The following is a 15,105-nucleotide window of genomic DNA, read 5'->3' as shown; positions in this document are numbered from 1 at the left end:
TTGAGTTAATTAATCAATTTTAAATCGCAATCCAGCATAATACATCGCTCCCGCAATAGGGGCATAAACCATAGACGTATCAAAATCTGCATCAAAAGGATTGTTTGCGCTAACAATTGGATGGCGTTGTTTGTAATTTCCAATATTTTCTCCACCTAAATAAAACTCAAAACGCGGAGAAAAAACCTTTGTAATCTGAAAATTCATCAACGCATACGGATTGGATGAAGCTTTCATTTGATGGTCAACCGCATACTGTTGCGTAGAAGTAATACGTTGTTTACTCAACCAATTGTAGGTGAAGTCAAATTTCCAATGCGCACCATTCTCTTGCTCATTGGTTGTATATTCTAAATTCGCAAATAAGCGGTGTTTCGGTTGATATGCTTTTTCAAATTTACCAGTTTTTTGCTCTGTGGCAATATCATAGTATTTATAAGCAGAACGCAAGTTTAGATTTCGCGCTAAGTTATAGTTGACTTCCACTTGAAAACTATTGGCGTATGATTTGCCATCTAAGTTGTAGAATACTAATTGATGCGCGTCGTAATCTGCATCAACAACAATTTGATTTTCAAAGTCGGTTCGATAGAAATCAAAGGTAACATCCCCTTTTCTTCCAATAAAGTGAAAGTTTTGAGTAAAACTTAAGCCATAGTTCCAGGCAATCTCTGGATCAAGATTGTAGGTTTTTCCGTTGTTACCCTCAATTTGGAAAAAGCGATTCGTTGCAAAGAAAATTTGATTTTCTGCAAAGATATTAGCAATGCGTTTTCCTCTGCCAACAGAAGCACGTAAAACCCCATTCTCCCATGGATTGTAACGCAAATGTAAACGCGGTGTTGCAAAGGCTCCCATGCGATTGTGGTAATCAATACGCATACCCGCTACGATGCTAAAGTCTGTGGTATTGTCATAGGTGTACTCATAGAAGGCACCCAAAGCATTGTCCGTTCGGTTGAAGTTTCCATCAATACCAGGAACAAAAACTTGTTCGGTATATTGATCCATCGTGAAACTAATTCCCGTTGTGAATTTGTGAAGTGTATTATTTATAATCGAGTTGAAAACAAGATTAGAGTACAAACTATTTTGCTTGATATCGTATAGATTTAAGCCAAAGTAAGAGTCTTGTTTATGGTAATTATAGGCTACTTGTAAGCCTGCGCTTTGAAACGGTAAGTCCGGAAATACATAGCCTAACTTAGTAGATAGATCTACCTTTTCTGTATTGATTTCAGAACCCCAAATCACAGGTGAACCTTTGTCTTTCTTTTTGTCAAAATCAACCTGTCCGGCTACTTTGTTATCTTTCATGTAGCGCGCCGTAAGAAAGCTAATTATGCCCGTTTCAGGATTGATATATTGCCAGCGGTTCATGACGTTGATTTGCTCTCCTTTAGGCATATCCAAAAAACCATCGTGATTTTTATCGTGATCACCTGTTCTCAAGTTTCCATGAATAAAAAGAGAGGAACTCCATTTGTCGTTGACGCGGTAGTTTCCGTGTACATTCGCTTCAAAACGCTCGTCTGAAGAACCATATAGATTTAAGAAAAAGGGACGATCTGATGCGGGTTTAATTAATTCTGTATTTAATTGGCCTGAAATACTTTCATACCCATTGATTACGGTTCCTGCTCCTTTGGTTACCTGAATACTTTCTACCCAAGTGCCTGGTGTAAAAGTCAACCCATATATTTGAGAAGCACCACGAACAGCAGGTATATTTTCTTCAGCAATTAAAATATAAGGACTCGTTAATCCCAACATTTTAATTTGTTTGGTTCCCGTTATGGCATCGGTATAATTAACGTCAATCGATGGGTTGGTTTCAAAAGCCTCTGAGATATTACAACAAGCAGCCTTTAATAACTCTCCACTATTCATCGTAAAACTATTCGTTGTTCCCTTTAGAGAACGCGTAGTATTGCGTTGCTTGGTATTGATGATTACCTCATTTAAGGAATCCTCCGGTTGTAGAACAAGGTGATAGGATTGATTCGCTTGCGGATTTAAATATTGGGTTTTATACCCAAGGTAAGAGAGGGTAAGTGGTTCGTTTTCGATAAATGGCAAGGTAAAGTTACCTTGTAGGTCTGTGGTAACACCTATTGACTGATTGGCATAAAAGACGGAGGCTCCAACGATTGGTGAATGCGTTTCGTCAACAATTTGCCCCGTAACATTGTGTTGCGCGTAGCTAGAAGTACCCCATGCAAAAATGGCAAGGGTGACTATATTTTTAATCATTTTTTACGTGTAATAGTTAATACAAAATTGGTATACATAGATCTACAGTACATAGATCCAATCAACAAGGTATAAACAAAAATTACGCGTAAAGGACAAGTCGGCAATACAATTGATAGAGTGGAGGAGCATTCGCCTCCATGTAGTACGCTAAAATTTCCTGTTTGCGAATAGGGAAATCTAGGATATAAGTTGAGAAGTCTGTCCAGTTATAATCTGGAAGGATGAATTCGAAATGTTGGGCATAAACAGGTTGAATATTGTGGTCCGAAGGATTGGACTTAATCAATTCATTTTGACAACATTTCTTATCTTCGAATTTCTTGTTTTTGAATTTCTCGATTGGTTTTTCAACAGCCGTTTTTGTAGAACAACAAGCTTTCTCCTCCTGTTGTGCTTCCTGCTCCATTTCGAGTTCCTTTTCTTGCTCCATTGTGCATCCCGTATCTTTCGTATCTTGATGGGTATGTGCATAACGCAATGGACTGTAATGGGCCTCGCCTTGACAGTAATGTACGCTCATTGACCATCCTATGTTTGAAAATAGAAAGATCAAAAGAAACCCAATACTGACGAGTCGTTTGTTTAGCATGGAACAAAAATAAGAAAAAAAGCACTATTTAGAGATAGCCTAAAGTTTTTTGTTCAAAATAAACGAGCAAAAAAAGAAAAAATGCCTACAAGTGAAAGTGTACCTTTGGTTGACTAAAATAACGAGACATGCAGACTTCATATTCAATACTTTTAGAAGAAGCAAAGTACATACTAGCTGGAGAAGCGAGTGTAACAGAAAAATTACAGGCCATTTGCAACCTATTAGAAGAGCGAGTAGCTCATTACGATTGGGTTGGATTTTATTTTGCAGATGCCGAAAAACGCCTTTTGCATTTAGGCCCTTATAAAGGAGAAGTGACAGATCATACGATTATTCCATTTGGAAAGGGAATTTGTGGGCAAGTAGCCGAAAGCAATCAAACGTTTTTGGTAGAAGATGTAAGAGCGCAAACTAATTATATTGCTTGTAGCCTAACTGTAAAAGCTGAAATTGTAGTACCTTTATTTGTTGACGGAAAGAATATAGGACAAATTGATATTGATTCACATACCCTAAATGCTTTCTCCAAAGAAGATCAAAAATTCTTAGAAACATTGAATGAAGCAATTGCTTCCTTGTGTTTTTAAAAGGTTGTTGGTTAGAAGGTTGTTATTTTTTTAAAAAAAAGATAAAACTGTGATGGAGATGTCAAAAATAAAGGTAACTTTGCAATTGAATTTTAGAACACTAGAATTCGTACATAAAAATCATTAAATAATATTGGCATGTATTTGACAAAAGAAAAAAAAGCTGAGATCTTCGAACAACATGGAGGACAAGCTGCAAACACAGGATCTGCTGAAGGACAAATTGCTTTGTTTACTTACAGAATCTCTCACTTAACTGAGCACTTGAAAAAAAATCGTAAAGATTATAACACGGAGCGTTCATTAGTTCTTTTAGTAGGTAAAAGAAGAAGACTTCTTGACTACTTAAAGAAAACTGAGATTAACAGATATCGTGAGATCATTAAAGTATTGGGTATTAGAAAATAATCAATATAGGAAAGAGGTGCCTGCGCGCCTCTTTTTGTTTTTTTGCCTTTAGCAGAGTTAAATCTGGTTTTTCATTGGGTTTCATATACTACACAACACACAACACAACACACACAACACATTTTACGTCTCTCTTCGGAGAGACAGAAACCCTAAAGTATTAAATATTATGATTCCTAAGGTAACCAAAGAAATTATCGATCTAGGAGATGGAAGAAGTATCTCGATCGAAACAGGAAAATTGGCCAAACAAGCAGATGGATCTGTAGTTGTTCGCATGGGAGATTGTATGCTATTAGCTACAGCTGTTTCTGCGAGAACTGCCAATGCTGGTATCGATTTCCTTCCTTTAACTGTAGATTACAGAGAAAAATTCGCTGCTGCTGGACGTTTTCCAGGAGGCTTTTTTAAACGTGAGGCTCGTCCTAGTGATCAAGAAGTGTTGACAATGCGTCTTGTAGACCGTTGTTTGCGCCCTTTATTTCCAGATGATTATCACGCAGAAACACAAGTGATGATTCAGTTAATGTCTCATGACGAAAACGTAATGCCTGATGCTTTAGCTGGTTTAGCAGCTTCTGCAGCATTAGCCGTATCAGATATCCCTTTTTATAATTCGATTTCTGAGGTAAGAGTTGCTCGTGTGGATGGACAGTTTATTATCAACCCTTCTAAAGTACAGTTAGATGCTTCTGATCTTGATATGATGATCGGTGCTTCTAAAGACTCTGTATGTATGGTTGAAGGAGAGATGAAAGAAATTTCTGAGCAAGAAATGATTGATGCAATCAAGTTTGCACACGAAGCTATTAAATTACAAGTTGAAGCACAAGAAAGAATGCGCGCTGCACTTGGACTTACTTTCCGTGAGTACGAGTCAGAACCAACTGATGCTGAGATTGAAAAAATAGTTTACGATGCAGCTTATGCTAAATTGTATGATATTGCTTCTCATGCGAGTGCAAAAGGGGAGCGTGGTGAGAAATTTGCTGAAGTGTATGACGAGGTAAAAGCATTATTCTCTGAAGAAGATTTAGCTGTAAAAGCAGAATTAATCAGCACGTATTTCAAAAAGACGCAAAAAGAAGCGGTAAGAAATCTTATTTTAGATCAAAATATTCGTTTAGATGGTCGTAAAACTACTGAAATCCGCCCAATTTGGAGTGAAGTAGATTACTTGCCTTCTGTTCATGGATCAGCTATTTTTACACGTGGTGAAACGCAAGCGTTAGCAACGGTAACTTTAGGTACTTCTAGAGATGCAAATATTATTGATTTACCAAGTGAACAAGGAGAATATAAATTCTATTTACATTATAATTTCCCTCCATTCTCAACAGGTGAAGCAAAACCATTAAGAGGTACTTCACGTAGAGAGGTAGGACATGGTAACTTAGCACAACGTGCGTTGAAAAACATGATTCCTGCGGATTGTCCGTATACCATTCGTTTAGTGTCTGAGGTATTAGAATCAAACGGTTCGTCTTCTATGGCAACAGTTTGTGCTGGTACATTAGCCTTGATGGATGCAGGTATTCAACTTGAAAAACCAGTTTCTGGTATTGCCATGGGATTAATCTCTGATGCAAAAACGGGACGTTGGGCTGTATTGTCTGATATCTTAGGTGATGAAGATCATTTAGGAGATATGGACTTTAAAGTTACGGGTACAAGAGATGGTATCACGGCATGTCAAATGGATATTAAAATCGAAGGGTTGTCATACGAAATCATGGAGCAAGCTTTAAAACAAGCGCTTGATGGTCGTTTGCATATTCTTGGATTATTAGAAGAAACAATTGCTGTTCCAAATGTAACAGTGAAACCAAAAGCACCAAAAATTGTTACCGTTACAATTCCTAAAGAGTTTATCGGTGCAGTTATCGGACCAGGTGGGAAAAATATTCAAGCACTTCAAGCTGAAACAGGTACTACTATCGTTATTAACGAAGAAGGGAACTTTGGTATCATCGAAGTATTGGGTACAGACCCTGCAGGTATGGATAAAGCTTTAGCTTCTATTAGCAATACAATCTTCTCTCCAGTAGAAGGAGAAGTTTATAACGTGAAAGTTGTAAAAATGCTAGATTTTGGAGCGGTTGTAGAATTTGTTCCAGGTAAAGAAACTTTACTTCACGTATCAGAATTTGATTGGAAACGCATTGAAAACCCTGGAGATGTATTGAAAATTGGAGATGAATTAGAAGTGAAATACTTAGGTATTGATCCGAAAACGAAAAAACCAAAAGTTTCTAGAAAGGCACTTTTACCTCGTCCACCGAGAGAGAATAAGCCAGAAGGTACTAAACCAGAAGGAACTCAAGAAACAAAAATAGAAGAGAATAAATAATTCTTTTTGAACGATATAAAACACCTCTAATGAGGTGTTTTTTTTGTTTTGAGCAATTAGTATAGCGGGTTTTAACGGATTTCTCACCAAAGTTGGAATCAATGAAAAAAGCCTGGATAGGCTAGATCGGAAGCAGATAAATCTCTTACTTATCCATCTACACTTCCACATCTCAATTTTAGCATTTTTGAGTATCTTTAAAAATCAATACAAATACGAAATAAATGAATACAATAAATATAGGAATCATTGGTCTAGGAGGAGTAGGCGGTTTTTATGGCGGCTTATTAGCCCATCAGTATGAAAAGGATTCATCGGTAGATATCCATTTTGTAGCGAGAGGGGCACACGGAGAGAAAATAAAAAAGGATGGAATAACCGTTCTCTCTAAAGAGACTGCTATTGTAGGAAAACCAACAACAGTTGTGAATGCAGTATGCGATTTGACAGGCATAGATTTTATACTACTTTGTACGAAAGAATATGATTTGGATCGAGTAATTGCTGATTTAAAGCCTATCGTGTCTAAAAATACGGTTATTATCCCTTTATTGAATGGCGTAGAGGCTTTTGAAAAACTAAATAAAGAATTAGAGGCTGAGGTGTGGCAAGGTTGTACCTATATGGTTTCTCGGTTAAAAGAAGCAGGAGTGATAGATAATCCTAGTGGAAGACAAAAAGTAGTTTTTGGACGGGCAGAGGGAACTACACCTAAGATGTTGCAAGTTGAAAATCTCTTAAAAGCAGCGGGAATCCAGGCCTCTTGTACACCAGAAATAGCAAGAGAAGTTTGGGAAAAGTATATCTTAGTTGCTGCATCAGCGGTCGCGACGACATTCTACAATTGTTCCTTTGGAATAATTAGGAGTGAGTATACGACTGTTATTCGAAGTTTGGTTGCTGAAGCTAGTGCAATTGCAATTGCAAAAAAGGTAGATTTACCACAGGATATCGTTGCGGTAGTAATGCAGCGTTTAGAAGCCATTCCCTTCGATTCAACAACATCCATGCACAGTGATTTTTTAAGTAATAAACCAGAAACTGAACTTGAAGTAATGGCAGGTTACTTAATTCGAGAAGGTATGCGATTGCAACTAGAAGTTCCAACCTACCAAAAGATGTATGCGATTTTAAAGCAAAAACAAGGAAATTATACCGTAGTGTAAAGAAGTAAAGCAGTTGAAAAACTGCTTTTTTTATGGAAAAAACAAAAGAAGATATAACGAAGTACCTAGTAATAAAATAGTTGGTATGCTAAGTTGTTTCCAACTTACCTTTTTCTTATAGACTAACACAAACCAAACAAGAGGTAAGCCAAATAAAGCAACAACTAAAGGAAGCCAGAGTATCTCATACATGGCACCAAGGAGGGTATACGTATATATTCCATTTGCTCCAAAACGCGAAAGAAGCATAAAGCTTAATACAAATAAAACACAGGCAAAAGAAACGCTTTTTAAGGTTAAAAGTAATTTATTCGATGGATTCATAGTTTCTGTTTTGATCCTCTAAAGATAGCTTTTTTTGGTAAGACAGGGGGCTTGTTTATAGGATTTAAATACTGATTTTTAGATAGTTAAAACAGAATGAGTTTGGTTATGTACCCAAAAAGGCGTATATTTGAAGAATAGCCCATAAATTGATTTTCTAGTTTCGATTTAGAACGGGCAGATAGTTTATAAGAAAATATTTTTTCTTTAATTTAGCAAGGACCTTTTGTGGTTCTCCTCTAAAGTAGGTTGTACACGGTATGACCTATCAAATCACTCAAACAAGAGTGTCTGTAAGGCGTCTTTTACAAGAGTCTTTCTTTGATAAAAACCAAAGTATCGTTTATTAATTCGCCCATATCGCAAGAGATTTTGGGCCTAAAAATAGTATCGTATAATGACTAATTTTAAAGTAGGAATTATTGGAGCAGGTCCGAGTGGACTTGCTATGTTAAGAGCTTTCGAATCAGAACAGAAAAAGGGAAATTCCATTCCGGAGATTAAATGTTATGAAAAACAAGAAAATTGGGGTGGAATGTGGAATTACACTTGGCGTACAGGTGTTGGAAAGTACGGAGAACCTTTGCATGGGAGTATGTATAAATATCTTTGGTCAAACGGACCTAAAGAGTGTTTAGAGTTCGCCGATTATACCTTTATGGATCACTTTAAACAACCGCTTTCATCCTATCCACCAAGAGAGGCGCTTTTCGATTATATTGAAGGTCGTATCAAGCAAAGTAATGCGAGAAATTACATCAAGTTTAATACCGTTGCTCGTTGGGTGGATTACTTGGAAGATAAAAAGCAATTTAGAGTTGTTTTTGATGATCTGGTTAAAAATGAAACCTTTGAAGAGTTTTTTGACTATTTAGTGTTGGGTACAGGACACTTCTCTACCCCGAATATGCCCTTTTTTAAAGGGATTGATAACTTTCCAGGAACCGTAATGCACGCCCATGACTTCCGTGGAGCAGACCAGTTTATCGATAAGGATATTTTGTTAATTGGAAGTAGTTATTCCGCAGAAGATATCGGAGTTCAGTGTTTTAAACATGGAAGTAAATCCGTTACTATATCCTATCGAACCAACCCAATTGGCGTAAAATGGCCAAAAGGAGTAGAAGAAAAGACAATTGTTACCCATTTTGAAGAGAATAAAGCCTTTTTTAAAGACGGAACATCAAAGGAATTTGATGCCGTTGTATTGTGTACGGGCTATCAGCATAAATTCCCTTTCTTGCCAGATAATTTGCGTCTAAAAACGAAAAACTGTTTGTATCCAGACAATTTATATAAAGGTGTGGTGTTTAATAAAAATGAACGCTTAATCTTCTTGGGAATGCAAGACCAGTATTATACATTTAATATGTTTGATGCCCAAGCGTGGTTTGCAAGAGATTATATGTTAGGCCGACTTGCACTTCCTACAAAAGCAGATCGTGAAAAGGATATTGCAAAATGGCTAAAAGCAGAAGAAAAAACAACCACAAGTAATGAACAAGTGGATTTTCAGACGGCTTACATTAAAGATTTAATCAATATGACGGATTATCCGACGTTTAATATTGATCAAGTAGGGGAAATGTTCAAAAAGTATTTGGATTCAAAAGAAGTAGATATCCTGACGTATCGAGATCAAGTGTATACTTCGGTGATGACTCAGGTAACTGCAGAAGAACATCATACCGTTTGGATGAAAGAATTGGATGATAGTTTAGAGCGCTATTTAGAAGAAGAGGAAGTAAATGAAAAAGAACTAAGTAAAATCAATTACTATTAATTGATTACCAAAAAGATAAAGTAAAAATACACTTTTTTAAAAGCCTTGAAAACCTTGTTTTTTGAGGCTTTTACCTTTTTTTTAGGCACAAAAAAAAAATATTTGAAAATATTGTAACCTTTTGAGGTTGGAATACGTATAACTAGTATATACCATAGGAACAAAGATAAATAAGGAGTAAAATAATATGAGACAACTTAAAATTACCAAGCAAGTTACGAATCGTGAAACCGCTTCATTAGATAAGTATTTGCAAGAGATTGGTAAAGTAGATTTGATTACTGCAGATGAAGAGGTAGAATTAGCACAGCGAATTAAAGCAGGTGATCAAAGAGCTTTGGAGAAATTAACTAAAGCTAACTTAAGATTCGTGGTTTCAGTAGCTAAACAATACCAAAACCAAGGGTTGACGCTTCCCGATTTAATTAATGAAGGAAATTTAGGTTTAATCAAAGCAGCACAACGTTTTGATGAAACTCGTGGATTTAAATTTATTTCTTACGCAGTTTGGTGGATTAGACAATCTATATTATCTGCTTTGGCTGAACAATCGAGAATTGTGCGTTTACCTTTGAACAAAATTGGTTCAATCAATAAAATTAATAAAATGTACGCTCTTTTAGAACAGTCTAATGAACGTCCACCTTCAGCAGAAGAGATTGCAGTAGAGTTGGATATGACTGTAAATGATGTAAAAGAGAGTATGAAAAACTCTGGACGTCATTTGTCTATGGATGCTCCTTTAGTGGAAGGAGAAGATTCTAACCTATACGACGTATTGCGTTCAGGAGAATCACCAAATCCAGATCGTGAATTAATTCACGAATCCTTGCGTACAGAAATTGAAAGAGCATTGGAAACACTTACGCCTCGTGAGGCTGATGTAGTTCGCTTGTACTTCGGTTTAGGAGATCAACACCCAATGACTTTAGAAGAAATAGGAGAAACTTTTGACCTGACAAGAGAACGTGTCCGTCAAATTAAAGAAAAAGCAATCCGTCGTCTAAAACACACATCAAGAAGTAAAATACTGAAAACGTATTTAGGATAAAAATACAAAGCGCTACTATTTATAGTGGCGCTTTTTGTTTGACCCTTTTTTAGGGGATTGTATTTTGTTGTTGAAGGAAGAATAATCCACTTGTTGTAGTACTAAACTTGAATTCCTCTTAAATCTTGGGGATGAGTTTTTTGTAAAAGAGTATTGTGAATAAGAGCTATATGATTCAAAGGTAGAGCTTTAGAATATAGACAAGAGCGATGAGGTAGAAAAAGTTTATCCTTTGAGATAATTCGGCTTCTGAGGGATTCGTTATTAACTTAATTTGTTATAAGTTTGGCCGAAATTAACCTTATAATGAAACGAACTAACCTATTGAAAAATTATTTTATAATCTGCTTCCTTCTTTTTGGAGGTGTATGTCAAACTTTAGCACAATCGAAAGACGATGTAAAGCTCGGTGTGGGAGTACAGGGGATAGAATTGTCTGTAAACAAGAAAATATACCAGAAATTTTATTTCGAAGCTTATGGAGGTTTAGGAGGAGGATATGATGCTTTAGATGGGTTTTCTTATACCATGGATTTTAAAAATTTAGTTCCTTATACCAAGGGAATTGTAAAGTGGAATTACGTGGACCTCGATCGAAAAAGAAACTTTGTTTCTTTACAAGCTAAATATTCCTTCGGGGATTCTGCTTCTATAGATTTAAACAAAACGCTTTTGACTGAGATTAATTGGGGAATAGAAAGACACTTTACAAAGAATTTTATTTTTGAAGCACACGTTGGACTTGGTCATCTAAAAGATTTTGATGCAGAAAAATCGCTTGTTCTGCCAACGATTGGTTTTAGTTTAAAATATCGATTATTCAGTGTAGATAAGTAACGAAGTATAAGTAGAATAGTTAAAATAAAAAAGGAGAGTGCATTTTTGGTGGTTCTCTCCTTTTCTATTATTTTGAAGTAAGTATTTTTTTCTTGAGTTTACTAAAAAATTCAGGTGTAATTCCCAGGTAAGAAGCAATTTGCTTTTGAGGTAAGCAATACTTGATGTCCGGAAAACGCGCACAGAAGCGTTCATAGCGCTCTTCTGCTGTTAGAGATAGGTTATCCATTAAACGCTGTTGATTTGCAATTAACGACCGCTCTATAAGGATGCGGAAGTAGCGTTCCATTTTGGGAACCTGATCAAAAAGTTTTAATTGTTGTTCTCTTGTCATCGTTAATACCATCGCATCTTCAACTACTTCGATATAGGAGTTTCCCGGCTTCTGAGAAAGAAAACTATACATATCTGCAATCCACCAGCCATTGGTAGCAAAATTAACGGTATGTTCGACAATTTGATCATCGACAAAGTAGTTGCGCAGAATTCCTGAAACAACAAAGGTGGAATTATAACAAACTTCACCTTCGATGAGGAGTTTTTCTTTCGCGCTATACCGATGGGATTCGAAGGAATCTAGTACAACTTTTTCTTCTATTTCAGTAAGGGTAACATGCTTAGCAATGCTTTCTAATAGTATATCCACAACAATCAGTTTATCGAATAAAAATACAATTATTATTTCAGTTATAAAAAAAGCGCTGACCTAGTTTTAGGTATGCAGCGCTTTTGTTTTTTGTATTTTGAATGCTTTATTTCAAAGCTTCTTTCATTCTTCGTAAAGCTTCTATTAGTTGATCTTCGCTTGTTGCATACGAAAGTCGAATGCAGTTTGGATTTCCAAAAGCATCTCCAGTAACTGTGGCTACATACGCTTTATCTAGTAGATACATCGATAAATCATTTGCGTCTTTAATAGTTATACCTTGGAAGGTTTGTCCAAAAAAGGAAGATACATCTGGGAAGAGGTAAAAGGCTCCTTCAGGCACATTTACTTTAATTCCTGGAATATCACGTAGTAATTTAACGACTAAGTCTCTTCTATTTTTAAAGGCTTGTACCATATCTTTCAATACAATTGGATCCGCATTTACAGCTGCAATGGTTGCTCTTTGAGCAATAGTGTTAGCTCCAGAAGTTACTTGCCCTTGCATTTTGATACATGCTTTGGCGATAAATTCTGGGGCGCCAATATATCCGATGCGGTATCCAGTCATCGCAAAAGCTTTTGAAATACCATTTACCGTAATAGTGCGGTCAATTAGATTGCCAATAGATCCTATACTACAAAAGTTTCCAGCGAAATTAATGTGTTCATAAATTTCATCAGACAGAATATAGATTGAAGGGTATTTGTCTAAAATGGCAGCTAAGGCCTCTAATTCAGCTTGGTTATACACAGACCCACTTGGGTTACATGGAGAACTAAACCAAACCATTTTTGTTTGAGGGGTAATAGCGTCTTCTAATTGTTGAGGAGTAATTTTAAAATCAGTATCAATGCTGGTAGGAACTTCTACTGGAATTCCTTCCGCTATTTTTACAATTTCGGCATAACTTACCCAAAATGGAGCGGGAATAATTACTTCATCTCCAGGATTAATCATTGCTTGAGCGACATTGAATAACGATTGTTTGGCTCCTGTAGAAACAACAATTTGATTAGGGTTATACGCTAAGTGATTGTCTCTTTTGAATTTATTGCTAATTGCTTGTCTTAAATCTAAATAGCCTTCAACAGGAGGGTATTTGCTATAGTTATCATGGATTGCCTGAATAGCGGCTTCTTTTAAAAAGTTTGGGGTATTAAAATCTGGTTCTCCAAGACTCAAGCTGATAATGTCTATTCCTTGTTCTTTTAGCTCGCGTGCTTTAGCGGCCATAGCCAAAGTTTGTGAAGTTGTAAGATTGTTTATTCTATCCGATAGAACTTGAGTTTTCATAGGTATTGCGTACATTTAAATAGTGTCAATCAAAGGTAGGTATAATAAATATATATTATAGTTAAGGGTCGGTTATTTACCCATAAAAAAAAGCTATTTTTGTCAAAACTTTTGAAATGGAAGAAATTTTAAAATATTTCCCTGATCTGACTCCAGAACAAATTACGCAATTTGAACAATTGGAAAATGTATATAATGAATGGAATGCAAAAATTAACGTTATTTCTAGAAAAGATATACAAGAATTGTATGTGAAACATGTGTTACACGCTTTGGGAATCGCCAAAGTGATGGAATTTGTTCCAGGTAGTAGTGTGATGGATGTAGGAACTGGAGGGGGCTTTCCAGGTATTCCTTTGGCTATTTTATATCCAGAAACGCAATTTTACTTGATAGACATTCTTGCAAAAAAAATACTTGTAGTTAATGAAGTAGTTCAAGCTTTAGGATTGAAGAATGTTGTGGCAGAACAAAAGAGAGCAGAAAATGTAGAGGAAAAGTTTGATTTTATTGTAAGTCGCGCTGTAACCAATATGCCTGAGTTTGTGAAATGGATTCGCCATAGAACCAAAAAAGAAAACAAAAACGAATTTGAAAATGGTGTTTTGTACTTAAAAGGAGGGGATTTAACGGAGGAGTTACAAGTTTTTCCTAGAGCTGTTCAATTCGATTTGAGTCATATTTTTGATAATGAATTTTTTGAAACTAAAAAAGTAGTTTATCTACCGTTGAAATATAAAGGGTAATTTTTAATGAAGGCTGATGTGTGAAGAGTAATATCTCTGAACATCCTTAAATATGGTTGACCGTTTTTTAAACATTAACTTCATTATTAAATGATAGTAATAATTGGTTTGTAGAAACTACTTTCTACAAACCAATTATTTTTACCCATAACCCATAACCCATAACCCATAACTCATAACTCATAACCCATCAACGCATAGGTTTAACAAAGAGCAAACAAGTATCGGTTGGTCGATGTAGTAAATGATTGGCAACACTTCCCAAAATGATATCTTTGATTCCTGTGGTGCCTTTGACTCCTAAAATTAATAAGTCGGCTTTTTTATTTTTGGCATAAGTGATTAAAGCTGCCGATATGTTTTGATTTTTAGCAGGAATAATGTCGATATCCGTATAATTGGAATATTCTTTATTCCATTTTTCTTCCTTCTCTTTGATGTCTTCCAAGGAGATTTTATCTAATTCTTTCTCTGACATCATAGGCAAATAACTCCAGTAGGATTTTGATATATGAACGGCAGAGTGTTTAATGCGTTGTCCTTTTGAATTGTTTTTAAAACGATCTGCCCAAAGCATTATGGTATTGGTGTAACGCGAAAAATCAATGGCATCAATAACCGTTTCTATCGGAATGTGAAAGGTTTCAGGCACAAGCAAAGTAGCGGAGGGAAGCAAGCGTACGAGTTTATTCGCTAAAGCTCCGTTTCCACTGAGATGCTGTTTATTTCCCAAAACGAGTAAGTCGTAGTTTTTCTGTTTAGCCACATTTAAAAAGGCAATTTCAGAGTAGTTTTCTACAGTAACTAGAATCTCGTAGGTATAGTCTATTTCAGTTTTTTCAATTTGTTCTTCCACTCTTTTTACGATTCTCTTTTGGATAAGCTGTAGTTGATCTGTTTGAATCAATTCTTTGGGAAGCTCTCCTAATTTGAGATTGTGAATGAAAGTAATTTGCTCCACATCTAAGATGTGATTGAGTATTTTGGCATGTTGGATTAAGTAGTTATCCATTTCGGATAAATCTAAGCCAATAAGTAGGTTGAGTGCATTATTTTTCATAG

Annotated in this window: 14 protein-coding genes; 8 read left to right on the top strand and 6 right to left on the bottom strand. The window is 35.9% G+C overall.

What is annotated here, in order from left to right:
• Window positions 1-9 precede the first annotated feature (9 nt).
• Window positions 10-2,253, bottom strand: a complete 2,244-nt coding sequence (locus ACMHJ2_RS03770) for a TonB-dependent receptor (protein ID WP_413511624.1) — start codon at window positions 2,251-2,253, stop codon at window positions 10-12.
• An 82-nt stretch (window positions 2,254-2,335) separates the two neighbouring features.
• Complete coding sequence (locus ACMHJ2_RS03765; RefSeq protein WP_413511623.1) at window positions 2,336-2,845, bottom strand: HYC_CC_PP family protein; 510 nt, start codon at window positions 2,843-2,845, stop codon at window positions 2,336-2,338.
• 128 nt (window positions 2,846-2,973) lie between these two features.
• Here ACMHJ2_RS03765 and ACMHJ2_RS03760 point away from each other — a divergent pair, with 128 nt between their 5' ends.
• The 4 genes from ACMHJ2_RS03760 to ACMHJ2_RS03745 all read left to right on the top strand — a co-directional run bounded on the left by ACMHJ2_RS03760 (window position 2,974) and on the right by ACMHJ2_RS03745 (window position 7,359).
• Window positions 2,974-3,435, top strand: a complete 462-nt coding sequence (locus ACMHJ2_RS03760; RefSeq protein ID WP_413511622.1) for a GAF domain-containing protein — start codon at window positions 2,974-2,976, stop codon at window positions 3,433-3,435.
• Between the two features lie 138 nt (window positions 3,436-3,573).
• Entirely contained in the window at window positions 3,574-3,843 is a 270-nt protein-coding gene (gene rpsO / locus ACMHJ2_RS03755) for a 30S ribosomal protein S15 (protein WP_413511621.1), read from the top strand.
• A gap of 169 nt (window positions 3,844-4,012) precedes the next feature.
• On the top strand, window positions 4,013-6,193 hold the full coding sequence (locus ACMHJ2_RS03750; RefSeq protein WP_413511620.1) for a polyribonucleotide nucleotidyltransferase: 2,181 nt from the start codon (window positions 4,013-4,015) through the stop codon (window positions 6,191-6,193).
• Window positions 6,194-6,417: 224 nt separating this feature from the next.
• Entirely contained in the window at window positions 6,418-7,359 is a 942-nt protein-coding gene (locus ACMHJ2_RS03745) for a ketopantoate reductase family protein (RefSeq protein ID WP_413511619.1), read from the top strand.
• A 30-nt stretch (window positions 7,360-7,389) separates the two neighbouring features.
• Here ACMHJ2_RS03745 and ACMHJ2_RS03740 read toward each other — a convergent pair whose 3' ends face one another.
• Complete coding sequence (locus ACMHJ2_RS03740) at window positions 7,390-7,683, bottom strand: hypothetical protein (RefSeq protein WP_413511618.1); 294 nt, start codon at window positions 7,681-7,683, stop codon at window positions 7,390-7,392.
• A 397-nt stretch (window positions 7,684-8,080) separates the two neighbouring features.
• Between ACMHJ2_RS03740 and ACMHJ2_RS03735 the strand changes: the two genes are divergently transcribed.
• The 3 genes from ACMHJ2_RS03735 to ACMHJ2_RS03725 all read left to right on the top strand — a co-directional run bounded on the left by ACMHJ2_RS03735 (window position 8,081) and on the right by ACMHJ2_RS03725 (window position 11,354).
• Window positions 8,081-9,466 carry an NAD(P)-binding domain-containing protein gene (locus tag ACMHJ2_RS03735; protein WP_413511617.1) on the top strand — a complete coding sequence of 462 codons (1,386 nt, stop codon included), beginning with the start codon at window positions 8,081-8,083 and terminating at the stop codon, window positions 9,464-9,466.
• 187 nt (window positions 9,467-9,653) lie between these two features.
• Complete coding sequence (locus tag ACMHJ2_RS03730) at window positions 9,654-10,517, top strand: RNA polymerase sigma factor RpoD/SigA (protein ID WP_002987652.1); 864 nt, start codon at window positions 9,654-9,656, stop codon at window positions 10,515-10,517.
• A 306-nt stretch (window positions 10,518-10,823) separates the two neighbouring features.
• Window positions 10,824-11,354 carry a hypothetical protein gene (locus tag ACMHJ2_RS03725; protein WP_413511616.1) on the top strand — a complete coding sequence of 177 codons (531 nt, stop codon included), beginning with the start codon at window positions 10,824-10,826 and terminating at the stop codon, window positions 11,352-11,354.
• A gap of 67 nt (window positions 11,355-11,421) precedes the next feature.
• On the opposite strand, the gene ACMHJ2_RS03720 is transcribed toward ACMHJ2_RS03725, so the two are convergent.
• Window positions 11,422-12,000: a Crp/Fnr family transcriptional regulator gene (locus tag ACMHJ2_RS03720; RefSeq protein WP_413511615.1), complete on the bottom strand. Its 579-nt coding sequence runs from the start codon at window positions 11,998-12,000 to the stop codon at window positions 11,422-11,424.
• Window positions 12,001-12,106: 106 nt separating this feature from the next.
• Window positions 12,107-13,297, bottom strand: a complete 1,191-nt coding sequence (locus tag ACMHJ2_RS03715; protein ID WP_413511614.1) for a pyridoxal phosphate-dependent aminotransferase — start codon at window positions 13,295-13,297, stop codon at window positions 12,107-12,109.
• Window positions 13,298-13,413: 116 nt separating this feature from the next.
• Here ACMHJ2_RS03715 and rsmG point away from each other — a divergent pair, with 116 nt between their 5' ends.
• The gene (gene rsmG, locus ACMHJ2_RS03710; RefSeq protein WP_413511613.1) at window positions 13,414-14,043 is read left to right on the top strand and encodes a 16S rRNA (guanine(527)-N(7))-methyltransferase RsmG; all 630 of its coding nucleotides are present in this window, start codon (window positions 13,414-13,416) and stop codon (window positions 14,041-14,043) included.
• Window positions 14,044-14,233: 190 nt separating this feature from the next.
• Here rsmG and ACMHJ2_RS03705 read toward each other — a convergent pair whose 3' ends face one another.
• Window positions 14,234-15,103 carry a universal stress protein gene (locus tag ACMHJ2_RS03705; protein ID WP_413511612.1) on the bottom strand — a complete coding sequence of 290 codons (870 nt, stop codon included), beginning with the start codon at window positions 15,101-15,103 and terminating at the stop codon, window positions 14,234-14,236.
• Window positions 15,104-15,105 lie beyond the last annotated feature (2 nt).

The organism is Myroides odoratus (genome assembly GCF_965118575.1).
GTDB lineage: Bacteria > Bacteroidota > Bacteroidia > Flavobacteriales > Flavobacteriaceae > Flavobacterium > Flavobacterium odoratum_B.
This window is presented reverse-complemented; position numbering and strand designations above follow the sequence as displayed.